At 68.3% G+C, this 24,442-nt stretch carries 18 protein-coding genes; 12 read left to right on the top strand and 6 right to left on the bottom strand.

The window, feature by feature from the left end:
• Positions 1-43: 43 nt before the first annotated feature.
• The 5 genes from EDF55_RS01070 (at position 44) to EDF55_RS01055 (ending at position 6,791) form a co-directional block, all read left to right on the top strand.
• Positions 44-1,405 (top strand): hypothetical protein, encoded by a 1,362-nt coding sequence (locus EDF55_RS01070; protein WP_123653103.1) that lies wholly within the window; start codon positions 44-46, stop codon positions 1,403-1,405.
• Positions 1,402-2,844 carry a glycosyltransferase family 2 protein gene (locus EDF55_RS01065; RefSeq protein ID WP_123653102.1) on the top strand — a complete coding sequence of 481 codons (1,443 nt, stop codon included), beginning with the start codon at positions 1,402-1,404 and terminating at the stop codon, positions 2,842-2,844. Before EDF55_RS01070 ends, EDF55_RS01065 begins: the two co-directional genes overlap by 4 nt.
• Entirely contained in the window at positions 2,844-5,435 is a 2,592-nt protein-coding gene (locus EDF55_RS01060; protein ID WP_185017031.1) for a glycosyltransferase family 2 protein, read from the top strand. Before EDF55_RS01065 ends, EDF55_RS01060 begins: the two co-directional genes overlap by 1 nt.
• 96 nt (positions 5,436-5,531) lie before the next feature.
• Positions 5,532-5,687, top strand: coding sequence for a hypothetical protein (locus tag EDF55_RS18635; RefSeq protein ID WP_185017029.1), 156 nt, complete (start codon positions 5,532-5,534; stop codon positions 5,685-5,687).
• Between the two features lie 24 nt (positions 5,688-5,711).
• Positions 5,712-6,791, top strand: coding sequence for a glycosyltransferase (locus EDF55_RS01055; RefSeq protein ID WP_123653100.1), 1,080 nt, complete (start codon positions 5,712-5,714; stop codon positions 6,789-6,791).
• A gap of 2 nt (positions 6,792-6,793) precedes the next feature.
• Here EDF55_RS01055 and EDF55_RS01050 read toward each other — a convergent pair whose 3' ends face one another.
• Positions 6,794-8,476: a glycosyltransferase family 2 protein gene (locus tag EDF55_RS01050; RefSeq protein ID WP_123653099.1), complete on the bottom strand. Its 1,683-nt coding sequence runs from the start codon at positions 8,474-8,476 to the stop codon at positions 6,794-6,796.
• Between the two features lie 26 nt (positions 8,477-8,502).
• Positions 8,503-11,220 (bottom strand): CDP-glycerol glycerophosphotransferase family protein, encoded by a 2,718-nt coding sequence (locus EDF55_RS01045; protein WP_123653098.1) that lies wholly within the window; start codon positions 11,218-11,220, stop codon positions 8,503-8,505.
• A 201-nt stretch (positions 11,221-11,421) separates the two neighbouring features.
• Between EDF55_RS01045 and EDF55_RS01040 the strand changes: the two genes are divergently transcribed.
• The 3 genes from EDF55_RS01040 to EDF55_RS01030 all read left to right on the top strand — a co-directional run bounded on the left by EDF55_RS01040 (position 11,422) and on the right by EDF55_RS01030 (position 16,003).
• Positions 11,422-12,573 (top strand): acyltransferase, encoded by a 1,152-nt coding sequence (locus EDF55_RS01040; protein ID WP_123653097.1) that lies wholly within the window; start codon positions 11,422-11,424, stop codon positions 12,571-12,573.
• 17 nt (positions 12,574-12,590) lie between these two features.
• Positions 12,591-14,246 carry a polysaccharide pyruvyl transferase family protein gene (locus tag EDF55_RS01035; protein ID WP_123653096.1) on the top strand — a complete coding sequence of 552 codons (1,656 nt, stop codon included), beginning with the start codon at positions 12,591-12,593 and terminating at the stop codon, positions 14,244-14,246.
• Between the two features lie 191 nt (positions 14,247-14,437).
• Positions 14,438-16,003, top strand: a complete 1,566-nt coding sequence (locus EDF55_RS01030) for a DUF563 domain-containing protein (protein ID WP_185017027.1) — start codon at positions 14,438-14,440, stop codon at positions 16,001-16,003.
• A 76-nt stretch (positions 16,004-16,079) separates the two neighbouring features.
• Here EDF55_RS01030 and EDF55_RS01025 read toward each other — a convergent pair whose 3' ends face one another.
• Both EDF55_RS01025 and EDF55_RS01020 read right to left on the bottom strand, forming a co-directional pair.
• Positions 16,080-16,778 carry an ABC transporter ATP-binding protein gene (locus EDF55_RS01025; RefSeq protein WP_260233497.1) on the bottom strand — a complete coding sequence of 233 codons (699 nt, stop codon included), beginning with the start codon at positions 16,776-16,778 and terminating at the stop codon, positions 16,080-16,082.
• A 26-nt stretch (positions 16,779-16,804) separates the two neighbouring features.
• On the bottom strand, positions 16,805-17,626 hold the full coding sequence (locus tag EDF55_RS01020; RefSeq protein ID WP_123653094.1) for an ABC transporter permease: 822 nt from the start codon (positions 17,624-17,626) through the stop codon (positions 16,805-16,807).
• Positions 17,627-17,820: 194 nt separating this feature from the next.
• Here EDF55_RS01020 and EDF55_RS01015 point away from each other — a divergent pair, with 194 nt between their 5' ends.
• From EDF55_RS01015 to EDF55_RS01005, 3 genes are read left to right on the top strand one after another with little or no spacing between them, the layout of a single operon-like run.
• Positions 17,821-19,191 carry a glycosyltransferase family 4 protein gene (locus tag EDF55_RS01015; RefSeq protein WP_123653093.1) on the top strand — a complete coding sequence of 457 codons (1,371 nt, stop codon included), beginning with the start codon at positions 17,821-17,823 and terminating at the stop codon, positions 19,189-19,191.
• Between the two features lie 17 nt (positions 19,192-19,208).
• Entirely contained in the window at positions 19,209-20,639 is a 1,431-nt protein-coding gene (locus EDF55_RS01010; protein ID WP_185017025.1) for a glycosyltransferase family 2 protein, read from the top strand.
• Positions 20,640-20,661: 22 nt separating this feature from the next.
• Entirely contained in the window at positions 20,662-21,390 is a 729-nt protein-coding gene (locus EDF55_RS01005) for a phosphotransferase (RefSeq protein WP_123653091.1), read from the top strand.
• A 6-nt stretch (positions 21,391-21,396) separates the two neighbouring features.
• Here the strand turns inward: EDF55_RS01005 and EDF55_RS01000 are convergent, their stop codons facing one another.
• Together EDF55_RS01000 and EDF55_RS00995 are read right to left on the bottom strand one after the other, a co-directional pair.
• Positions 21,397-22,305: an aminoglycoside phosphotransferase family protein gene (locus EDF55_RS01000; protein WP_185017023.1), complete on the bottom strand. Its 909-nt coding sequence runs from the start codon at positions 22,303-22,305 to the stop codon at positions 21,397-21,399.
• 37 nt (positions 22,306-22,342) lie between these two features.
• On the bottom strand, positions 22,343-22,780 hold the full coding sequence (locus tag EDF55_RS00995) for an NUDIX domain-containing protein (protein WP_123653089.1): 438 nt from the start codon (positions 22,778-22,780) through the stop codon (positions 22,343-22,345).
• Positions 22,781-23,046: 266 nt separating this feature from the next.
• Between EDF55_RS00995 and EDF55_RS19050 the strand changes: the two genes are divergently transcribed.
• Positions 23,047-24,408, top strand: coding sequence for a tautomerase family protein (locus EDF55_RS19050; RefSeq protein WP_260235682.1), 1,362 nt, complete (start codon positions 23,047-23,049; stop codon positions 24,406-24,408).
• Positions 24,409-24,442 lie beyond the last annotated feature (34 nt).

Genomic DNA, 24,442 nt, shown 5'->3' with positions numbered 1-24,442 from the left:
AGCGTACCGAGGGCAGGAGTGCCGCCCGGTAACGTGAGCATCGATGAACTTCGAGAAGGCCCGACGACTCGTCGCCGACCTGGCCCGTGTCAACGAGCGGTACCTGCGCGACGACCACTACCGCAACGACATCCGTGAGCGGCTCGGGCGCACCGTGTCCCGTGTCGACGTCGGCGTCGCCCGACGCGAACGCGACCGTGCACCCCGGTCGGCGCAGCCGTTCGAGGGGCTCGTGGAGACGAGTCTCGCGATCGCCGGTATCCGCACCGAGGCCCGCGCGCCCGAGGTGGTCCTCGTCGTCGACGAGCTGCGTGAGGGCGCCGCGTTCGCCGGCGTGCAGACCGCCCTCGCCGCCGCGGTAGCGCTCGGGCAGCGCCTGGACCGCCGCGTCCGGGTCGTCATGGTCCGCTGGACGACGCCGGGCAACAGCACCGCCGCCGCCGAGGCCCTGGTGGCCGACCGCTTCCCGGAGACCCGGATCGACGGGCGCCCCGGCGTCCGGGTGGTCCGCCGCGAGGACGTCCTCGACACCGTGTTCGGCGCCGAGGACGTGTGGATGGCCACGCACTGGAAGACCGCGCACGCGATCGACGTCGCGGTCACGGCCGGTGTGATCGACCGCGCCCGCGTCGTGTACCTCGTGCAGGACTACGAGCCCGGCTTCAGCCCGTGGTCGACCGAGTACGCCGTCGCCGCGTCCACGTACCGCGCCGGCTTCCGGATGGTCGTGAACTCCGAGCCGCTCCGCCGCTACCTGTCCGAGGTCGAGGGCATCGACGTCCCCGAGGCGCTGACGTTCGCCCCGCACCTGGACGAGGAGCTCCTGCAGCGTGTGGCCGACGCCCGTCGCCCCGCGGAGGACCGTGTGGTCCGGGTCCTCTTCTACGGGCGCCCGAGCAAGCACCGCAACCTCTTCCGGCTCGGCGTCGCGGCGCTCCGCGTGGCAGTGCAGGAGCTCGCCGACGACGACGTCCGCCTGGAGTTCCACTCCGCCGGCGAACTGCACGGCGACGTGGAGCTCGACGGCGGACGCGGCGACGTGAAGCTCGTCTCGCACGGCACGATGCCCTGGGACGACTACTTCCGCTTCATCGCGTCGACGAACGTCGTGCTCTCGCTGCAGCACAGCCCGCACCCGAGCCACCCGCCGTTCGACGGGGCGATCTCCGGCGCCCGCGTCGTGACGAACGAGTTCCGCGACACCCGAGGTGCGCTGCACCCGAACCTCGCGGCCGTCCCCGCCGACGCCCGCTCGCTCGGCCTCGCCGTCGCCGACGCCGTCCGCCGGGTCCTCGCCGAGGGACCGACCGGCTACGCCCCGCTCGCCGACGGCGCGCTCGGCGGCACCCTGGAGCGCGCGATCCACGCGCTCGCGACCGAACTCGATGAGGAGTCCGCCCGATGACCCGATCCGTCCTCGTCGTCGTCCCCGTGTACGGCGACCTCGAGTCGCTGCTGCGGTGCGTCGACGGCCTCGTCGAACACCTCGACACGACGCACCACCGCGTGCTCCTCGTGAACGACTGCGGCCCCGACGCCGACACCATCGAGCGCGCGCTGCTCGACCGCACGGCCGGCATGGAGGCGTTCCGGTACGAGCGCAACGCGCAGAACCTCGGCTTCGTCGGCACCTGCGACCGCGCCGTGACCGAACTCGACACCGGCGGCGACGCGGTCCTGCTGCTCAACAGCGACGCCGTCCCGACCGCCGGGTTCCTCGAGGCGATGCTCGAGGTGCTCGACGAGGACCACACCGGCGTCGTCACGGCCCGGAGCGACAACGCCACGATCGCGAGCATCCCCTACCGCCTGACCACGCCGGGCGCCGCCCGCACCGAGGAGCGCACCCGCGCCGTCTGGTCCGAGATCGCCCCGCTCCTGCCGGCGTCCCAGGTGATGCCGGTCGCGATGGGCTTCTGCTTCCTCACCCGCCGCGAGCTCATCAGCGAGCACGGCCTGTTCGACGACGCGTTCGCCCCCGGCTACGGCGAGGAGAACGACTACTGCCTGCGCATCGCCGCGCACGGCTGGACGTCGCGGATCGCGAACCGCGCACTCGTCCTCCACGCGGGCGGCAAGAGCTTCTCCGGCAACCGGAACGCCCTCCGTGCCGCCCACCAGCAGGAACTCGAGCGGCGCTACCCGTTCCTGCCGGACGCCGTCGCCGCCTACCAGCGGCACGGCATGACGGCGACGGAGCGCTTCGCCGACGCGCTGGTGCCCGCCGGCACCGTCCGCCGGGTCGCGGTGGACCTCCGCCACGTCGAGGAGACGGCCGGCCTGGTCGGTGCGCTCGACGCCGCCTTCGGGGACGGGTACCGCCTGGAGGCCCGGCTCCCCTCCGGCGTGCCGGCCCCGGCCGGATGGGCGCTCACGTCCGGTGCCCCGAACGCGGACGACCTGGTCACGGTCACCGTGCTCGTGGACCCGACGCCCGCAGCGGTCGTCCTCGCGAACCGCCGGTCGCTGCACATCGTCGTCGTCCGGTCCCCCGAGCCGTGGACCCCGTGGTCCTCCGCGGCGCACCGTGCCGGCTCAGATGCCGTTGCCCCGCTCGTCGACGCGCATGCCGACGTCGTCGTGCCGCGCGGCGAACTCGTCGACGCAGGTCCGGCCATCGCCGCGGCGGTCACCGCTCCGCTGGCCGACCGCGCTGCCGCCGTCGAACGCCGCTGGGCCGCGCTGCTCCCCCTCGACGTCACCGCTGCCGAGGCCGCGGACGCCGGCGCCGCGGACGAGGTCGTCCGGCTCCGCCGCGAACTCCACGAGCTCCGCACGAGCCGGTCGTTCCGGACCGGCCAGGCCATCGCGAAGGTCGCGGGTCGGCTGCCGGGTCGTCGCTGATGGCCGACAAGAACGGGCTCGGCCGCGTCGCTCGGAAGCTCGCGCGACTGGGCCGCGGCCCGGAGAAGCCCCTCACCGTCACCGACCGGCTCGACCGCTGGGCTCGCCGGATCGCCGAGTTCGGCATCGTCGACCGCGCGTACCTCGAGGCCCAGACCGGGCGCCGCTTCGCCACCGACGACGAGGCGATCTCCTTCTACGTGCACAACGACGGGCAGCGCGGCCTGTCGCTGTCCCCGCTCGTCGAGCACGAGTGGATGCGCGAGCACCAGCCCGACGCGCGGATGTCCTGGTACGACGCCCTGCACCAGGAAGGGCCGGAGCTCTTCGCGACCGGTCCGCTGTTCGATGCGGGGGTCTACGCGGCGACCCTGCCGAGCGCGGAGCGTCCGGCATCCACCCTCGACGCACTCCGGCACTTCGTGCGGAACGCGACCGGCGAGACCACGCTCCCCGTGCCTCCAGGCCGACCGGGAGACGCGCCCACGTGGGCCGCCGCACGCGACGCAGCCGTCCGCACTGCCCGCGCGTTCGCCGACGCGCAGCACCGGACCCGCCGGCGCTACCGCAGCACGTGGGACGGGCCGCCGGCCGACGAGGTGCTCGCCCGGTACGCCACCGGAGCCGCTCGGCGTGACGCCGAGACGCCGCTCGTGTCCGTGGTGATGCCGGTGTTCCGGCGCGCCGACGTGCTCGGTGCCGCGATCGACTCCGTGCTCGCGCAGCAGTACCGGTCGTGGGAGCTCGTCGTCGTCGACGACGGCTCCGGCGACGCGACCCCCGACCTCGTCCGCGAGCGCGCCACCACCGACGAGCGGATCCGCCTCGTCGAGCGGGAGAACGGCGGTGCCGGCGCCGCACGCAACACCGGGCTCGCGGCCGTCCGCGGCGAGTTCGTCGCGTTCCTCGACGCCGACAACACCTGGCGGCCGGAGCACCTGTCCGCCGCCGTCGCCGCGCTGCTGCAGGACGACGACGTGTCCGGTGTGCACACCGGCGTGCGGATGGTCGGCGCGAACAACGCGGACGACGCGACCGCTCCCGTGGAGACGTACCGCGGCGAGGACGGCACGCTCGACGACCTGCTCGCCGGGAACTTCATCGACCTCAACGCGGTCGTCGTCCGGCGCTCCGTGGTGGCCGCCGTCGGCCCGTTCGACGAGGCGCTGCGCCGCTGGATCGACTGGGAGTGGCTGCTCCGCATCGGGACCCGGTTCGGTGTCCCGCGCTACGTGCCCGTCCTCGGGGTCGACTACGACAACGTGCGGGACGCCCGGCGGGTGTCCTCCGCGCAGCCCGCGTCGTGGCAGGAAGTGGCGCTCGCGTCGCACCGGATCGACTGGGACGCCCTCGCCGGGGCGGTCCGCGACGACACGCTCGTGTCGATCGTGATGCCCGTCTTCCGGGACTGGACGATGACCCGGCGGGCCGTGTCGGCCGTGCTGGCCGCTGCCGACGCCGACGGGGACCGCGTCGAGGTCGTCGTCGTGGACAACGGGTCACCGCGTTCGGTGTCCGCGATCCTCGGCGCATGGTTCGCCGACGAGCCGCGCGTGCAGCTGCACCGCGAGGACCGGAACCGGAACTTCGCGCTCGGCAGCGACCTGGGCCTCGCGTGGTCCACCGGTGGCACCGTCGTGATGCTCAACAACGACACCGAGGTGGCGTCCGGGTGGCTGCGGCCCCTCGTCGACGCACTGTCCGACCCGTCGGTCCTCGGAGCCCAACCGCTCCTGGTCTACCCGGACGGGGTCGTGCAGGCCGCCGGCACCGTCTTCGGTGGCGACAAGGTGCTGCCGTGGCACTTCCTCGGCGACCACCCGCGGTACGACGCGGAGCGAGCGCTCGACCCGTCCGCCCCTGCCTCCTCGCGCCGGTTCTCGGCGATCACGGCCGCCGCCGCTGCGTTCCGAGTCGCCGACCTGCTGCGCTGGCGCGGGTTCGACCCGGTCTACGCGAACGGGCTCGAGGACGTGGACCTGTGCCTGCGGGCGCTGTCGTCCTCCCCTGCCGGCTCGGCGTTCGTCGTCGTGCCGTCCTCCGTCGTCGTGCACCACGAGAGCCGCTCCCCGGGGCGGGACGATGCCCGGATCGACAACCGGCGGCTGTTCGACGAGCGGTGGCGCGGGCACTACCCCGCGGCCGACGCCGCAGCCCGGTACGCCGCCGCGGGGCTGGAGTGCCTCGGCGTCGAGCCGGGTCTGCCGAAGGGGCACCGGGTGATGGTGCGGTCGTCGCGGGCGGTCATCGTGCGGAGTGAGTCCGCGCCGCTCCGTGTGGCGGTGAAGCACGACGGGTCGCGGGCGTCCGATGTGTCGGACCTCGCGTCGACGCTCCGGGCCGCCGGGCACGACGTCCAGGTCGACGCGCCGTCGTCCTGGTACCGGGGGTCGAGCGGGTTGGACGAGGTGACCGTGTGGGTCGGGGCCGGGTCCTCAGCCGCCGCTGGGGCGCCGTGGGTGCCGCAGCCCGGCGCGGTCAACGCGGTGTGGCTGGGTGCAGGTCAGTCGGTTCCGGACGGGGAGTTCGCGGTCGTGTTCGACCACGCGAGTCCGGTGTCGTCGATCGTCTCAGCGCTCGCGCAGCACTGACCCTTCGTCACGTCCCAGGCCGATGCTGCTGGGACGTTCATCGCGTTCCAAGGCTGCTGTAGCGCGTTGTTCATCTGCGCGGAGCACGCTGCTCCTATGTCGCTCCTCACCGATGCCATCAAGTCGTCCCGGACGACCCACTGCGCGGTGTGCGGGACGGTCATGCTGAAGCACGACGCGATCGACCGTGACGGAGAGCACTTCTGCTCCGTGCTGCACGAGGTCGAGTACGCCGCGACGATGCTCGACTGACCTGCTCGCCCATAGGATCGGGCAGTGCCCGATCGCTCCCTCGCGGTGTTCCCCGCCTACCGCGACAACCCCTACCTGAACTTGATGCTGCTGGCTCCCCGGGCCCGCGGCTGGAACGTCCTCGAGAGCCTGCGGCTCGAGCAGCTGGAACAGCACCTCGGGACGCTCGGCGACGGCGACGTCTTCCACATGCACTGGACGGCGCCGATCGTGCAGCGGGCCGACACGCTCGCCGAGGCGACGGAGCGGCTCGAGCGCTTCCGCCACGCGGTCGACGACGCTCGCTCCCGTGGGGCGGGTCTGGTGTGGACGATCCACAACGTGCTCCCCCACGACGCCCGGCACGTTGCGCTGGAACTCGAGTTGAACCAGTGGCTCGCAGAATCCGCCGACGTGATCCACGTGCTGAACGCAGCCACCGCCTCCGTCACCGAGCAGCACTACCTGCTCGATCCGGCGAAGGTCGTGCACATCCCGCACCCGAGCTACCAGGGGGTGTACCCGGCGTCGTCATCACGGGCCGACGCCCGGGCGTCCTTCGGGCTCGAGGACGACCGACACGCCGTGCTCTTCTTCGGGCAGATCCGGCCGTACAAGGGACTCGACGTGCTGATCGAGGCGGTGTCCCGCGTCCCCGCCCACGCCCGTCCCGTCCTGCTGCTCGCCGGACGCACGAGCGACGAGGACCGTGCGGCACTCGACGACCTGATCGGCGACGACGTGCGGACGATCCGCTCGTACGACTACGTCCCGGACTCCGACGTCCAGCGGTGGTTCCGCGCCGCTGACCTCGCCGTCTTCCCGTACCGGCAGGTGCTCAACTCCGGCAGCGTCCACCTGGCGGCTTCCCTCGGGGTCCCGGCGGTCATCCCGGACGAGCCGCACCTGCGAGCCGAGTTCGACGGCGAGGACTGGTTGCGGTGGTTCGACACACGTGAGCCGGTGTCCTCGCTCGCTGCGATCGTGGAGGCGGACGCTGAATCTCCGGCCAGCGGCGCAGCGGCAGAGGCGTTCAGCCGCCGTCTCGCTCCGTTCGCCCTCTCACGCCGGTATGCCGACCTGCTCGACAGCATCCGCACGGCAGCCGGAGCCGGCGCGGCCTGAGGTCAGCGGAGTCGGCGTCCGACTCGCCCGAGCACGCCGGCGAGCCCGCGGCGCGGCGGTCGACGGCGGTCGACGAGGAAGCGCCAGCCGTTCTTCCGATCCGCGAGCGGCTGCAGCGGGAACTCCGCGTCGAGCGGAGGGAGCGGCATCCTCGCCGTCACGACGGGCAGCAGCTCCGAGGAGCGCTCTCCCCGGACCGACACGGCGTAGCGGCCGTCGTCCAGTCCATCCGCACTGATGCGTGCGGACCAGGCTCGACTGCCGTCAGCCCGCGAGGCCTCCCCCGCTCGGATCGGCGCTGTGGACTGGATGCCGCCGGCATGCAGCACGATGCTCACGGCCGGAACGTCGACGTCCCCGGTCAGGGTCCCGCTCAGTTCGAGCCCTTCGGCAGTGGGTTCCACGCGACTCACCACCAGCGGCACGAACCGGCGGAGCCGGGACACCTCGGCCACGGACTTCGTGTCGCCACGCCTGAGCGCGTCGACCATCGCAGCGCGGAGGCCCGGTTCTGCGGGATCCCGCGCTCCGAACGGCAGCGACGCGAGCGCTTCGACGCGCTCGGCCAGCCACGCCTCCGGGACGGCGTCGGCGTCGTTGATGAGCGCCGGGACGAGTCCCTGCTCGACGAGGAGTGCGACGTCTGCTCCGTGCGCCTGCGACGCTCCCGCGGTGAGCACGGCCTGGATCCACGCGTCCAGACGCTCGGCAGCGTCATCCGAACGCGAACCCTGGACGAAGGCAGCGGCCTCCGTCCAACGCCCGGCGAGGACGAGCATCCAGAGCGCGCGACGAACCGGCGCCACGGCATCGATGCCGTCGAGGGGGATCACGGCGACCAGGTCATCGAGCGCCGCCGACACAGTGCCGGTCGCGGTTTCGTCCGGGGCTGTCGCGAGGAAGCGGCTGAGGTGCGCCCAACCATCGGCGTCGAGAACGACCTCCGCGTGTGCTCTGCGGAGGGCTGCACGGTCCTGAACGAGCTCGGCGCAGCGGAGTTCCTGTTCGAGGTACCGGACCGTCGTCTCGGCGTCGTCGCGGAGCGAGAGCGACGACGTGTCCCCGCGATCCCGGTACAGATAGACGCAGTCCGGGACGACGTCGATCGTCTCCGCAGCGACGAACGCGCGAGTCATCGGTTCGATGTCGTCGACGCTCGGGATCTCCGGGAACCGGAGCTCTGCGCGGTCCCAGAACGAGCGGCGGAACATCCGGTTCCAGCAGGCGCGCCCTGACAGCAGTTCGGGGACCTCGTCGGGTGCGAGACCGGTGCGCGCGGCGTCGAAGGGGTACCACCGCTTCGTGGGACTCCACGTCGCCGTCGGGGAGAACTTGAGGTGGTCGCCGATGACCATGTCGGAGCCGCTCGCCTCGAGGGAGGCCAGCATCGCGCTGTAGGCGCCGTCCGGGACGAGGTCGTCGGAGTCCGCAAAGACGAGGTACTCGCCGGTAGCGAGCGCAATGCCCTCGTTTCGGGCGGCCGCAGCAGTCGTCGCGTTGGAACGAACGAGCCGGATTCGATCGTCCTTCGCTGCCAGAGCACTGACGATAGGAGCCGTTCGATCTCCCGAACCGTTCTCGACGACGATCACCTCCCATGCGCGCACCGCCTGCGCCTGGATGCTCTCGAGTGTTTGCTCGATCCAGGGAGCGGCGTCGTGCGCGGGCACCACGACTGAGATCACGAGTCCGTCCCCGCTCGTTCAGCGACTCACGACTGCGTTGCGGCCGGCTGGTCCGTCTCGGTCGCCGATTCGTCCTCCTCGACCGTGACGGCGAGCGGAGCCTCGGCGTGAGCGTGTTCGGGGCGATCCAAGCCGAGCATCGCTTGGAAGACCCGTTCGGACGACCCACCGTCGCGAGTGTGGAAGGTTGCGGCCGTGCGGTCACGATAGCGACGCGGCGACTCCCAGTCGTTTGCGGCGGCTTCTCGAATCGAGGCGATGACCGCAGGCACGTCCCGAGCAATCGGTCCGAACCCGTCGCGCTCGTAGTCGAAGTATCCGCGTCGCCCGACATGCGTTCCGTCGAAGAACCGCTCTGAATCGAACTGGAAGTACGTCAAGGGCACGTCGACGAACGCAGCTTCGAAACCGAGCGAGGAGTAGTCGGTGACGAAGGCAGCTGCACGAGCGATCACGTCCTGTACGTTCTGGTCGGCGAAGCTGAACAGCTGGACGTGGGCCGGGAGCTCGAACTCGGAAAGGTACTGACGCACGTTGGGGTGCGGCATGAACGCGATTCGCTTTCCCGTCTCACGAGCCAGCTCGGCGAGTTCTTCCGAATTGAGGAGCGCTTCGTACATCTGCGCGTACTCGGTCGATCGGAAGTCGGGAATCCGCTTACGGTCGTTCGACGTGCCGATACGGTCCCCGAGGAGCCACTGCCGCCAGGTCGGCATGATGACGATCAGGTCGCGGACCGTGCTTTCCTCGCGCTTCTGCTGGAGCGCGTCGTGCCGGGGCAGGCCCGTGAGCACGACCTCATGCGACGAGAACGAGTACGGACCGTGTCCGGCGATCGCATCGAACTCAGCGCGCGTAGTTGTGACGAACCGATCGAACCCCTTCCAGCTCAGCCACCGAGACATGTCGTAGTTGATGACACCGTGCTGGAGGAACGTGAAGCGGAAGGCATGACGACCGTACCGGCGCCGATCGAGGGGATCGGTCACGTAGTGGTCCGCGTGGGACGACGCAAGGTGGTCAGCGTGGAGGAGCAGGAGCTTCCAACGCGTCGTGTTCGGCTCGACAAGTCGGAAGCCCTCGCGCTCGAGTCGGTCCCAGTCCGCCGAGTCCCGCCGGAGTACGAACCAGGCGTTGACCTCTGGGCGGTTCTTCCGCACCCACCGGTACAGGTGCTCGGCGTTGTCGTTCGCATCGGTGTCTCGATCCATGAACACCCAGGCGTGCTCGAACTGGCGGCGGATCTTCGGGCTCCGGACGAGCCACTGCATGGCCTCGTCGGTGATCCCTCTGTCAGACCACTTGTTGCGCAGGTCTCGAACGAGCTTGCCGGCTCGTGCCCGAGCATGAGCCTTCAGCCCCGTGGACGGAGAGAAGTCCGCGCGAACGCGGCGCCGGATGGCACGGATCTGCGGGTCGATGAGCGCCGGAGTCAGCGCGTCGGGGTGACCGTTCTGGTTCCACCGGGTGAAGTGCACCTTCTGCCCGTCGAGCCACATCTCCAAGCGCCGACCGCGCGGGAACCAGAGATGCCGTTCTCGCATGAGCACGCGGCCGAAGAACGTGTAGTCGCGCACCGTCTCGTGTATGGGCCCGGCGTCTTCGGCGTCGAGTTCGAACCGCTCTTCCGGCACAGGTCCCGTGAACCAGTACGAGACCTTCATCTGCTGTCGGCGCTCATCGACGTCCGACAGCTTGACCCAGTCGTGGCGCAACGGAACGTCGTCGTACCCGTACATCAGCGCATGACGCACGGCGAACTCCATGCCGGTGACGTCAAAGCTCCGCACGGCGTCTTCGGAGAGCAGGCTGAGTATGCGTTCGACGAGTTCGTGGAAGCGCGGGAGAGTCTCGAGTGGTGCGCTCGCGGTGGTCGAATGCACTGACTGCTCACCCTTGAAGTACCAGTGCAGGTCGTAGAGCACTGTGTTCTCCAGCCAGCGTGGAGCACGCCCGAGCTGCGCCGTGGCGCGCTCCAGCAGATCCAAGTAGCCGAACTCCACCTGGTTCGTGTACTTCTCGGGCTTGCTGAAGCCACCTTCGACGAGTGAGCTCCCGTCTCCCCGCAGACGGTATCGGTACTTCGCTGAGGCCATGAGCCCGAGATGGTGGCTCCCGGTCTCCAGGAGGTAGCGAGCAGTCAGGTGCCCGTCCTCGAACGTCGGTCGAACTCGCCCATCGAATTCGATGCCCTTCTCACGGAGGAGGTCAACGCGGATGAAGGACGAGTTGACGGAGAGCTGGATGATCGGCTCCACCGCCATGTCGACGATTCGCGATCCCAGCTTGAAACGCGTTCGCTGCGGGTGGTTGTCTACGATCTCGCCGGCGGGCGTCAGTCGAAGCTGGTGCGCCGCGGCCAGGTTGACCGGGTGCAGTGCATCCGCACGCCCATGGAGGCGAAGGAACTTCTCGACTTCCTCGAAGTACTGGGGGTCGAGCTCGTCGTCCGGATCCGGGAACGTCACCCACTCTCCCTGTGCTGCGGCGAGACCCGTGTTCCGCGCACCAGAGAGTCCCTGGTTCTCCTGCTCGATGATGTTGACGTTCAGCGAACGCTGCGATGCCCACTCGCGGACGATGCTCGCGCTGTCGTCAGGCGAACCGTCGATGACGACAATGATCTCGACAGAAGCCATGTCGGATGTCTGGGCCTGGATCGAATCGAGGAAGGCGGGAAGGTAATCCGCAACGTTGTAGGTGGGGACCACAGCGCTGATCAACGGACGTCGGTTGGCGGGCACGTGCTCCCCTATCGAGATGGCGTTCGGGCGCTAGCACTCTACCCACACACAGACCTACGTCGAGACATCCTCGCCCTGCTCCCGGCCCGATCGGTCTGCCGACGACCTCTAAGATCGACGAGCACTCCGTCTGGCGCACTCGCGTGCTTCGTGACGCGAGGCGGTCAGTTCCAGATCGTTCGAGTGAAGGTGTTCCACAGCATGGTCGAGCTCTCCCCGCCAGCGTTGGCGCGTCCTCGTGTTCCCGAGCGGAATGCGGGACGGTTCGCGCTCCTCGACGGATTGCGTTTCGCTGCCGCCCTCACGGTTGTCGCCTTCCACTTCACTGCTCGGAAGACGGATGCCTGGGCCACCCCGGTTTCCGAGCAGTCACCGGCGGTCTTTGACCTCACGAAGTACGGCGTTTTCGGCGTCGACCTGTTCTTCGTGATCAGCGGATTCGTGATCCTCATGACGGCCTGGGGGCGCCCGCTCCATCAGTTCGTGTCTTCCCGGGTCTCTCGGCTGTACCCCGCCTACTGGGTCTGTGTCCTCCTCACCGCCGGCGTGCTCGTCTTCAACGGCGCGCATTGGTTCACCACCAGCGATGTCCTGATCAATCTCACCATGGCGCAGGAAGCGTTCAACGTTCCCCACATCGACGGCGTCTACTGGACGCTGTGGGTCGAGATGCGGTTCTACGCGCTGATGGCGGTGTTCGTCATCGTCGGTATTTCAGAGCGTCGTTTGATTGCTTTCTCAGTCCTATGGCCGGTCGTGGCCGCGATCGCGGAGAAGACGCACCTTGACTTCGTCGCGTACGTGCTCGTTTGGCAACACGCGGCCTTGTTCGCCGGGGGAATGATGCTCTTCGTGATCATCCGGAACGGACACGAGTTCGTCCGGTGGCTAGCCGTGGGCACCGATCTCCTCCTCGCTCTCGCAACTTCCGCGCCGGAAGCCGCACAACGGATCCTCGGCACAACGGGAAGCGGCGTCCCGTCCCTTGCCGCGATCGGCTGTGTCCTTCTGTGCTTCGTCGCCGTTGCGTTGGTCACGATGACCCCGCTTCGCCGCGTGAACTGGAAGTGGCTCTCGGTCCTCGGAGCGCTGACGTATCCCCTTTACCTGCTGCATGAACAGATCGGCTGGGCGGTCATCGAGCACACACAGCAGCTGGGCTGGTTTCCTGCGGCTCTGCTTGCCGCGGCAATCGCCCTTGGTCTTGCTGCCGCTGTCCATTTCCTTGTCGAGCGGCCCGGCGGGCCCGTCCTCCGCCGAAGACTAACCGCAGGCCTTGCCCCCGCGATGAGCGGATCGACGCGTCCAACCGGTACGACCACTGCTGAAAACCTCAAGGTGAGCCAATCGTGACAAAGCGAGCGGTTATCATGGGTGACATCGGGTGGCCCGATCTTTACCACGTCGGCGACGAAGCCATGACCGAGGCGGCAGTCGAACAACTTCGGCTTCGGGGCGTGACTGACGTGACGTTGATCGCCGCAGATGCAAGCACGGCGTCAGCGGTACACGGCACGAAAGCAGTACCCAGATTCCACTTCAAGCTCAGGTGGCCGCGTGCGTGGCAAGACAGCCACCTCCGGAAAGTACTCACACCGCTCGAAGGGTACGTGCGAGGCGACGGCCCCGCCACGGACGTCTACGACGCGGTGTACGACTCCGACTTCGTGCTGATCGCGGGCGGGGGCAACCTCACCAGCACGTTCGTGCACCAGCTCTACGAGCGGCTCGCGCTGGTCCGGGTCGCTCGGCACTTCGGGCGCCCGGTCTACATCAGCAGCCAGTCACTCGGTGCTACCTACCGCCCGGCAGACCTACCCGCGATTCGGGAGATTATCGACTCCGCCCGCTGGTTCGGTCTCCGAGAGCGGGCTTCTTTCGAAAACGCCATCGCGCTGTCGACGAGCAGCCAGCGTGTTTGCTACACGGGCGACGACGCTCTGTTGCTCGAACGCAACTCCGTTCCAGCGGTGGCTCGAGACAGCCTGCCCGCTCGGTACTTCGTCGCGAGCTTTGAACGTCCCAGTTGGATTGCGGAGTCCGAGATACCTCGGTACTACGGCCAGATCCGTACGCTGCTCGAAACACTGAGCACCGCCCTTGACTGCCATGCTGTCCTCGTGCCGCACGCGGGCTCCTTCGACATCGAAAGGCCGAAGGACGACATCGTGTCGCACGACGAGATCGCGAAGGACTCGTTGGTCATCCATGCGCTCCCTTTGCTTCGATCGAAAGATGTGCTTGACATCATGGCGGACGCTGAGTTCTCGATCTCAACGCGCTACCACCCAATTGTGTTCGCCGGCCAATTGGGCTTGATCGGATTTGGGCTCGCGCACACTGCGTACACGTGGAACCGGATGCGCGGGGCAGCGCGACAGCTCGGCGGAGCGGATCTCGTCATGCCCGTGTCGGCCGTCTCCGACCCGGAGGCAATCACCGAAGTCATCCTCGAGACTCTGCGCTCCGGCGAACACAAGGGACGTCTCGCAGCAGCATCAGCGGCGAGGAAAGAGAATCAACGGACGTGGTGGGACACGATCGTGGCCGACGCGTCCTCATCAGAACGAGTCTCGGGGTTCGTCGAACTACCGGATCCCATCGTCGCGCACCCGGTTCCCGCCCTCCGCTCGTTCGCGCACTACCTCGCCAACGAAGCGACGGCTCGCGGGGTCGCCGATGAGTCACTGGCCTGGTGTCGCGAGACCCTCGAGACCGAGCGTCAATCCGCTTCGAAGGCAATCGACGACCAAAAGGCTCGAACCCGAACGGTTGAAGGGATGATGAAGCAGCGTGAAGAAGAAGTCCACAGAGGCCTTGAACAAATCCGGTCACTGCAATCAGCCTTGACCGAGGCTCGGGAAGCGGCCGCCTCTTCACGGACAGAGCTGGATCAGGCGACGGAGGAGCGGGACGCCTGGCGGACTTCCGCCCGCCAATTCCGGGCGGAAGTCCAGAGGTATCGCGACCGCCGGATCACCAGGTTGGTTGACAAGCTGGCAGGGCTCGTTCGCCGCCAGAAGTGAGACGCGTGCGGTGTGTCGACATCTGCTCAGCTTCAGGCCTGGCGATGTCGCTGAGCACTTGATACTCGGGTAACCTCCTGAGTATGACTTCAGTTGGGGCGACCAAAACTCGAAGCTGGCGTCGACGTCAGTCCTCTCTGGACCGTTTCATCAGCGAACACGCACAGCCGCTCCAGGAGCTACAGCGCCCTGTGGTCCTGATCGCTGGCTACCAAACCCGTGAGACCCTCGCGGCCTGGCGTAGCGCGTTCCAGTTCAGACTTCACGTCATCACCCCTCACGAGGTGATCCCTGGCATCGAAGGCATCACGAAGTTCGCCGCGACGTCGAATGACGCGATGGAGGAGTACATCGCCTCGATTGGGCCTGTGGCCGCCGTGATTGATGAGGAAGCCGAGTCGCTCCCGGATCGCCTGCAACGTTGGCAGCGATTCTTTTTCCACGTGACTGCTGGCGGCTACTTCATCGCCCCGGTCACCACCATCTCCAGCGCCTGGGCTGCGGGCCTTGAATCATTGAGCGCTCGGAGGATCAGTCCGGCAGAGATCGAGGAACTTCAAGCCTCCTCAGGGCTGACGGTCGACAGTCACGGTTATTCGATCACGGTGAAGAACCGAGATCACCTCGTCAAGGTCAAAGACGAAGATGCGATGGCAATCCTGCCAACGCGGCTCGGCGCCAACAACGTTCGGTTACTCGGCAGCCGAAAGTCCGGCGTTGGCCGCGGCGATTTGCACGTCGAGTCCCACGGCACGTTGGCCAAGCCCCGAATCCCCGCCCAGGCGATGAAGTACCCGACGCTTACATTGCGGGAGTTTCGAGGGCCGACGCACCTGAAGGATGCGATGTTGGCGGTGAACGGAACCACCGTGCTTCCGAGCTCCTTCAAACACCCCTGGCGGGCTTGGAACGACCGTCTGGTTAACCTCAACGAAGGTGTTGCAGCGCTCAACCCGGAAGACAAGCCGACCGAACGTCTTGAGGGGACCTACTACGACCTGACCTGCGCGGTACCCGGTCACTTCGGCCATGTTGTCACGGAGTCGTTGTCGAAGGTCTGGGGCTGGGATGAGGCAAAGGATCGAGATCCTGGCCTGAAAGCGATCTATCGCGTACCCAGCAAGGACTATGTTCCTTCGTTCGAGCGGACCCTCTTCGAAGCGGCAGGAATCGTCGAGTCCGACATCCACTGGGAGCACCGCAATGTCACCGTCGATCGGTTCGTCAGCGCGTCGCAAGGCTGGCAGAACGGCGGCTGGCATTACGTCCACCCCGTGGTCCCAGCCACGTGGTCGAAGCTCCGTGCCGCACTCGTCCATTCGTCGCCTGACGCGGCGAAGAAGATCTTCGTGTCACGGAAGTTCACCACAGTCAACCGTGCATGTCGGAACATCGAGGAGGTGGAGAGCTATTTCGCCGATCGTGGCTTTGCGATCGTCTATCCAGAGGCCTTGACAACAGAGGAGCAAGCAACCGTGTTCGGCAACGCGACAACCGTCGCTGGGCTCGCGGGCTCCGGCATGTTCAACATGCTCTTCGCAGAGCACCTTGACAAGGTGCTCCTGCTGTCTCATGACGCGTACACCGCCCGCAACGAACACATGTACGCCTCCGTACTCGCGGACGAATTCCACTACTTCTGGTCACGCGCCGACGAGCAGCACCCCCGGGGCAAGTTCTCTCTCGAGGCGTTCCATTCCGCTTGGGAGTTCGATTTCGAAGCGAACGGCGAGGCACTCGAGCGCGTGCTCCGCTAGGTCTTCACCCCAGAGCCAACGCCGGGAATGCTATGGCGCGGGACGGTCGCACAGGCCAGCCACGCGCACGCGCGACTCAGACAGTCTTGTTGTAAGCACCAATGACGTCGTTCGTCTTGCCGATCATCTTGAGCTCACCCTCGTTGAGCCAAGCGACCTCGTCGCACATGTCCTTCACGGTGCTCATGGAGTGCGACACGAGGATGACCGTGCGGCCCTCCTCCTTCATCTCCTTGAACTTCGTCCGGCAGCGCTTCTGGAACGTGGCGTCACCGACGGCGAGCACCTCGTCCACCACGAGGATGTCCGGCGTGACGGCGACGGCCACGGAGAACCCGAGCCGCACGTACATGCCGGACGAGTAGTTCTTCACGGGCTGGTCGATGAAGTGGCCGACGCCGGAGAACGACACGATCTCGTCGAACTTCCGGGTGACCTCCTTCCGGCTCATGCCGAGGATGGACCCGTTCAGGAACACGTTCTCGCGTCCGGAGAGCTCCGGGTGGAAGCCCGACCCGACCTCGAGCAGCGAGGCCTGCTTGCCGCGGGCGGTGATGGAGCCCTGCTCCGGCCAGAGGATCTTGGCCAGGCACTTCAGCAGCGTGGACTTCCCGGACCCGTTCTTGCCGATCAGGCCGAAGGTCGTGCCGTGGGGCACCTCGAAGGAGACGTCCTTGAGCGCCCAGAAGTCCTCGTGCACGGACTTCTTGCCGCGCATGACCATGCTCTTCAGCGAGTCGTTGCGCTCGCTGTACATACGGAATCGCTTCGACACGTGGTCGACGGTGACGGCAGCATCGCTCACAGCAGTTCAGCCAGCTTCTTCTCGTTGCGGGAAAACACGAAGTAGCCGAGCGCGAGCGAGAGGCATCCCGCCAGGGCGCACGCGACCAGATCGGTCCAGTTCGGCATCCGGTTGTCGTACATCAGGTTGCGGAACACGGTGGAGAACCGCTCGATGGGGTTGAGCTTGTAGACGTGGATGATCCACGAGTGCCCCGACTTGTTCGCGGCGTCCTCGACGAGCGAGAGCGGGTAGATGATCGGCGACAGGTACATCCACATCTGCAGGCCGATCCCGACCAGGTGCTGCATGTCGCGGAAGTGCACGTTGATGATCGAGAGCATCAGGCCGAGCCCGGCGGCGAACATCGCGAGGAACACCATCGTCAGCGCGATGACCGGCAGGTACAGCCAGAAGTTCGAGCCGGCGATCGCCAGCACGATCAGCAGCACACCCATCTCGACGAGCCACGTGAAGCCGAAGGACCCGACCGCCGCCAGGGGCAGCGTCATCCGGGGGAAGTAGACCTTCTTGATCAGCGACCCGTTGGAGACGATCGACGTCATCCCGGAGTTGATCACGTTGCGCGCGAAGATCCACGGCAGCAGACCGCACATGAGCCACAGCGGGTAGATGTTCAGGCCACTCGGGTCGCCCACCTCGAGCCGTGCCCGGAAGATGAACGAGTACACGATCGTGTAGATCAGCATCGTCGCGAGCGGGTTGATCAGGGACCACAGCTGACCGAAGACGGTACGGCGGTACTTTCCCTTGACCTCGCGCGCCGTGAGGTTCGCGAGGAGCTCGCGGGACGACACGAGTTCGTTGAGGTAGGACATGCTTTTCGGTTACAGCTCCTCCGGGGCGCGCCCTTGCGGCCCGATCAGATCAGGACGAGGCGGCCCGATCAGGATCAGGACGAGACATTCTCGCACAAGTATGTCGAGCGCCTCGCGACCGTCGATGTATGCCGCCCCGCACTTGGGGGTGGCTGGTTGGAGAACGATTGGGGAATCCTTTGTAGAGTAGTTGGGTGCTCGTCAGTTTCGCGAACCACTCCACAGCGCCCGTGAGTCTCGGCGGCGCTGAGCGGTCGCTCATCCGGTTCGTGGAGGACTGGCAGTCACGCGACCCCTCGATGACCCCGTCGTTCATCACGAAGGCGCCCAGGGGCAAGTTCATCGAAGCCCTCGACGAGCGCGGCTGGCGCTACCAGGCGCTGAGGTTCCGCGGGTGGGCACTCCCCAGCTCGCAGCCGGCTCCGGCGGCGGAACGAGCCGCGTTCGCGACGGTCGACTACGCCGCCGTCCGCGCGATCATCGCCGAGTACGAGCGGAACCGCCCCGACCTGGTCGTCACGAACACCCTCGTTGCACCGTGGGCGTCGTTCGCTGCCGCGGTCCTCGGGATCCCGCAGGCCTGGTTCGTCCGTGAGTACGGCGACCTCGACCACGGGCTGCACTTCCAGAGCGGTCGTGCGGCGACGCTCGGCGACATCGGCCTCTTCTCCGGCGCCGTCATCACGAACTCCGAGGCGATGCGCGACCACCTCGCCGAGCACATCCCGGCCGAGAAGCTCTCCGTCGCGTACCCGATCGTCGACACCGAACGGCTGCTGCGCACCCGTTCCGACACGCCGACGGTCACGCCGTTCCCGGAGGACGACCCGGGCCTCCGGATCACGGTCGTCGGTCGCGTGGAGGAGTCCAAGGGCCAGCACCGCGTGATCGACGCGCTCGGAGCGCTGCGCGAGCGCGGCGTCACGGCGAGCGTCTGCTTCGTCGGCGGCTGGAAGCACCCCGGCGAGGACCAGCGCCTCACCGACCGCGCACGCGCGCTCGGCATCGCCGACCACGTCGTCTTCGCGGGTGAGCAGCGCGACACCGCGCCCTTCATCGACGCCGCCGACGTCTGCGTCACCCCCTCGACCATCGAGGCGTTCGGCCGCACCACGGCCGAGTACATGACCCTCGGCCGTGCCGTCGTCGCCTCCCGCCAGGGCGGCAGCGCCGAGCTGGTCGAGCCCGGTGTCACCGGCGCCCTGTTCGACGCGGACGACACGGCGGGTCTCGCCGACGCTCTCGCCGCGTACGCGGCCGACCCCGCTTCGGCCGGGAGGCACGGTGCGGCTGCTCCGGACCGCCTCGCCACCGTCGTCGGCGCGGGTCGCGACAACGGCGCCGCCATCGAACGTCTGGTCGCGTTGGTCGGCACGGAGGGCTACCGGCTCCCCCAGGTCGCGCGCTACTGGTTCGAGCTCCCCGGTGCCTACGCGTCGCTCGGTGCGACGAGCGCCCGTGCGGCGGTCGGCCTGCTGGCGAACCGCGTCCGGTCGCGCTCCGGCCTGGTCGGTCGTGTCCTCGCGCGTCCGGGTGTCGTGATGCGGAAGCTGGCGCGTCGATGAGTGCTGACCGTCGACCGGTGACCATCGTCGTCCCGGTCTACGACGACCTGCCGGGGCTCGAACGCTGCGTCGAGGCCCTGCTCGAGACCGTCGACTTCTCCGTGGACCGGGTACTCCTCGCGAACGACGTCGGACCGAACGTGGACGCCATCGAGCGTCGGCTCCTCGAGCTCGTCGCCGACCACCCCGGCTTCGAGTACACCCGCAACGAGCGGAACCTCGGTTTCGTCGGCAACTGCAACCGTGCGGTCCTCGAACTCGACCGGACCGGCAACGACGTCCTGCTCCTGAACAGCGACACCGTCCCGCTGCCCGGGTTCCTCGACGAGATGACCGCGGTCCTCGCCGAGGACGACTCGATCGGCGTGGTCTGCGCGCGGAGCGACAACGCCACCATCGCGTCGTTCCCCTACGCCCGCCGGAACCCGCGCGCCAACCTCGCACCCCGGCGCACCCGTGAGCTGCACGGCCGCGTGAAGTACCTGCTCCCCCGCTTCTCACTGGCGCCGGTCGCGATGGGCTTCTGCTTCCTCATCCGCCGCGAGACGATCGACCGCTTCGGCCTGTTCGACGAGGTCTTCTCCCCCGGCTACGGCGAGGAGAACGACTTCTGCCTCCGCATCAACGAGCACGGCTACACCGCGGCGCTCGCGAACCACGCCCTCGTCCTGCACACCGGGTCGACGAGCTTCAGCGGTGACCGCGGCCCGACCCTCCGCCTCGAGCACGAGCGCATCCTGCTCGAGCGCTACCCGTTCTACGGCGGCGCGATCGCCCTGTTCCTCAGCCGCTACCGGGACGCCGTCGACGTGTTCGCGGACGCGTTCCTGCCGGACGACGACGCGGTCCGCGTGGCACTGCACCTGCCGGCCGAGGTCGACGGTGCCGTCGTGACCCGCGTCCGTTCCGTCCTCGCCGCCGCGCCCGAGCACATGGTCATCACGCTCATCGTCGCGCGTTCGCAGCTCCGCGCAGCGCGTCAGGCGTTCCCCGGCGCGCTCATCGCCGTCGGCGGCCGTCCTCGCCAGATCTTCGACGTCGCCGTCGCGCTCGGCGCCCTGACCACGTTCGGCCAGCTGTCGATGCTGAACGCCAACGCCCCGCGGTGGGTCCTCGTCGACCCGATCCCGCAGGACGTCCGGTGGTCGCAGGCCGTCACGCACCACCGCGCGAACGCCATCGACCGGATCCTCCGGCGGTTCGAGAACGAGACCCTGCCCTGGCAGGACGGCAAGTCCCTCGTCGAGGCCATCGAGACGGCCGCGCGGACCGAGATCGACCCGACCGCCCTCCGCGCCCGCTGGCACGCGGTCACCGACATCGCAGAAGCGACCGGCCTCCTCGTGCACCGCGCCCAGGTCTCGATGCGCCGCCTCGCCGCCCTCACCTTCGGCGCACGGAACCCCCGGATCGTGGCGCGCATCCGCTCGATCACCGGACGCGGCTGACCATCACGCCGAGCGTGCGGAGATGACGGAGCGCGAGGTCGTGGTCGACGGTGACGTCGTCCGTCGCCCCCGGAAGCCCTGGACCCTGACGGTGCACTCCCTGCTCCGGCACCTCCACGATCAGGGACTCCCCGTCCCGGAACCGCTCGACACCGACGAGCACTTCGAGTTCGTCCGCCTCGTGCCCGGCGACGGTGGCGACGCCGCCTGGCCGCACCAGACCACGACCGCTGCGGTCGCATCTGCTGGGGCGCTCCTCCGTCGGGTGCACGACGCGACGCGGAGCTGGGTGCAGCCGAGCTGGGCGGTGTGGGCTGTTCCACCCGAGGGCACCACCGTCATCTGCCACGGTGACCCGCAGCCCCGGAACACGGCCTGGCGCGACGGCCGAGCGGTCGGGTTGTTCGACTGGGACGTCGCACGTCCGGCGGAACCGGTCAGCGACGTCGCGTACGCACTCGAGTGGCTCGCACCGTTCGACGACGACGTGCAGCAGCTCCGTCGGCGAGGACTACGACCCGACGTGGATCGTCGCGGTCGCATCGGTGCCTTCCTCGACGGGTACCGGTGGGACGGCGCGTTCGACGTCGTCGATGCCGTCCTCGCGCGCCAGCAGCGCGCGATCGACGAGGTCGTGTGGCTCGGCCGCGCCGGCCATGAACCGCAGCGGTCGTGGGTGGCCGCGGGATGGCCGGACCGGTGGTCGGAGAAGCTCGTCGTCACCGAGCGGCTCCGCGAACGGGTCTCCTGACCGCGATCAGTCGCTCAGGTTCACCGCGAACTCGAGCAGCTCGAGCTCGAACCAGTCCCCCGGCTGCAGCCGCTGGTACAGGTACGAGCTCGTCGCGCGCGCCTGCACGCAAGCGAGCGCCGTCGCAGCGTCGACGCCGGCCGTGTCCGCGAACCGGCGGATCCGGTCGCGGAACACCCGACCGAGGTCGGGAGCGTCACGGAGTCCCTCGCGCTTCCCCGCGACCACGGTGAACGCGTCGTAGGCAGCGCTGCCACGCCAGCCCTTCGGGTCGATCGCCAACCACGGTTCACGCTCCGCGCTGAGCACGTTCCCGAAGTGCAGGTCCCCGTGGAGCATCGTCGTGGTCGTGTCGCCCCCGAGCAGCCGGATGGTGCTCCTCGTCCGCTCGATCACCGCGGAGGACAGGACACCGGGCAGGAGTGCGACCTGCCGATCGAGCTCCGCTTCCCACCCTCCGGCCGTGTCCGCGAGTGCCGGTGTGGCCGGCCCTGCGGGAACCGCGAGGCGCCGAGCCAGGTACCCGGCCGTCTCGATCGCCTCCTCCGCCGTCCCGATCGACTCGAGCGTGTCGGGACCAGCACGTTCCATCAGGAGCGCGAACGAGTCGGCGTCGGCATCGAGAAGTCGGACGGCGCCGTTCCCTCCGAAGCTGCGTAGCGCGTCCGGCTCGCTGCGGTTGCCGGGGTGCGGGAACGACACCTTGAGCGCTGCGGCAGTCTCGCCCCGCCGCACCGGCAGGACGATCGCGACCTCACCGTGCATCGGGGCGCCGTCGAGCTCGCACCCCCACCGGTCGAGCAGGCCGCCGATGATCGCCGGCAGTTCCGCGAGCCACGCCGTACCGGCGGATTCTTCGCGGTTCGTCGTCGCGCGGACGAGTCCTTCGGGCACTTCGACGGCCGGCCCGGGCATCAGGTCGCTTCCGGGAGGATCGTTCCAGCGCTGATGGTCATCCGGCGTCGGCGTCGGCGTCGGCGGCCGCGGTGAGCATCTCGAGGATGCCCTCCGGGAAGACCGGTGTTTCCGTGTCGAGCGGAACCCACCGCACCGGACTGCCCTCGTCCAGGACGACGAGTTCCGCGCTGAGCGGGACACGGTCCAGTTCTTCCGACTGCACCGCGAAGACATGCGCGTACTCATGCCCAGGGGAACCCTCGAACTCGAAGATGTTCTCGATGACGCCGAGGAGTGTCACGGTGGAGAGGGCCACGTCGAGTTCTTCCCGGAACTCACGCCGGAGCGCTTCGTCCGCGCGTTCGCCGAACTCGATGCCGCCACCCACGGCACGGTGGAACACGAGACCGCGGACGGTGTCCGTCGACTCGGAGAGCAGGACATGACTGCTCTTGACCGGCAACCCGACTGCGATGTTCCTGATCCCCGTCATCCGACCACCTTGTACAACCGACGGGCTGCGCACAAGAGCCTGTCCGCTCCCTAACCGACGGTGTGCAGCATCTCGACTCCCATGGAGCCGACCCGAGGGCGGTACCGCACCAGCGCGACCCGAGAGCCTTGGAGGTCGCCGAAGTCCCGCCGGCGCGATCGCTCCACGACGGCGACGGCTGCGTTTTCGGGCCCCGCCTGCCGGTGGACGCTGAGCGATATGTGCGCGGTGTCCCGGACGAACGCCATCGGGGGCGCAGTCCCACCGTGCAGATCGGCAGCCGCCTGCCGCATCCGCACGCGGATCGGAAGGAGGCTGTCGTCGTCGAACCCCTGGACGAACACACCGGCTGCCGAACCACCGAGGCCGAGCAGGCGACACCGGACGTCGAGCAGGTCGCGCGAACGATCGATCGCGTCGACGTAGTGCTGAACCGTCTCCGGCGCGATCCGATCCCGGTACGGCTCGAGGCTCGTGATCGTCATGTGCAGGTCCGCCGCCCCGTAGAGGTGGTGTCCGCCCCGGTACGCGGCGTCCAGCTCGGACGTGACTCCGGCGAGGCGTCGCGCCGTCTCCTCGGCCGGGAGCAGGACGAGGCTGAGCCCCCATCGTGGGTCCCCATCCGTCGGCGTCCGGTCGGGTCGGAGATCGCCAAGGACCATGCGCGCTCGGCCCTCAGCCCACAGGGCGTCGTACTGGTCCTGGCTCGCCACGGCACCACGGTATCGGGTGCGCGGACTTCGGACGGGACGTCCGTGGTGGGCCCGCACCGAGCCTCCCGGTTGAGCGACTGGCCGACGACCGTCGGAAGTTCCGCGAACCCCCCCTCGGTACTGTGTCGTCATGGCCCAAGCGACGCCACGAAGCGATCGCTCGTGCGTGAGCTGTTCGCTCGCATCGAGTCCGAGGCGGGGATCTCGCCGCACAGCGTCGAGATCACCATCACGGAGACCCCGAAGGTGAACTGGGGCATCCGAGGCATGAACGCCGAGGACCTGGTGCTGGACTACGAGATCGACGTCGAGTCGCCGATGGACCAGACCGGCCTGGTCGATCTCATCCGTGCGCGTCAGCGTGACCTGGGACACCCGCTCGTGGTGGGGATCTCCGGCTACTGCGGGTCCGGCAAGTCCACCCTGGCCAGGACCCTCGCGGCGGAGCTCGCAGGTGCGGTGCGGATCCGTGGTGACGACTTCTTGGACCCGGTGCGATCCCATCGGCGGTCGACGGACTGGGACGGTGTCGACCGACGACGACTGCTCGATTCGGTCCTCGCCCCGCATCGCGCCGCGCAACCCGGCGTGTTCCACCGCTTCGACTGGACCACGAGGTCGCTCGGCCCCGCTGAGCCGCTCCCCAGCGCTGACATCCTGGTCGTGGACCTGATCGGGCTGTTCCATCCGGACACGCTCCCGAGCCTCGACGTGACGGTCTGGTGTGACGTCGAGCTCGACGTCGCCGCACAGCGGGCATGGCGCGCGATGCGCGGCTCGGCAGGCGTCACGAGTCGCTCTGGCGAGACGTGTGGGTCCCGAACGAGCGCGACTTCGAAGAACGCTTCGCCCCGCAGCGGAGCGCGATGGCGCGCTACCGCCCTGCCTCGTAGCCCAGGTCCGAACGAGACGTGACCGGACACCGGACGGGAGGCCCGTGGCGGGCCCG

This window comes from Curtobacterium sp. ZW137 (genome assembly GCF_003762905.1).
In the GTDB taxonomy this organism is placed as follows: domain Bacteria; phylum Actinomycetota; class Actinomycetes; order Actinomycetales; family Microbacteriaceae; genus Curtobacterium.
The sequence above is the reverse complement of the archived record's forward strand: the minus strand, read 5'-3'. Positions and strand labels throughout refer to the sequence as shown.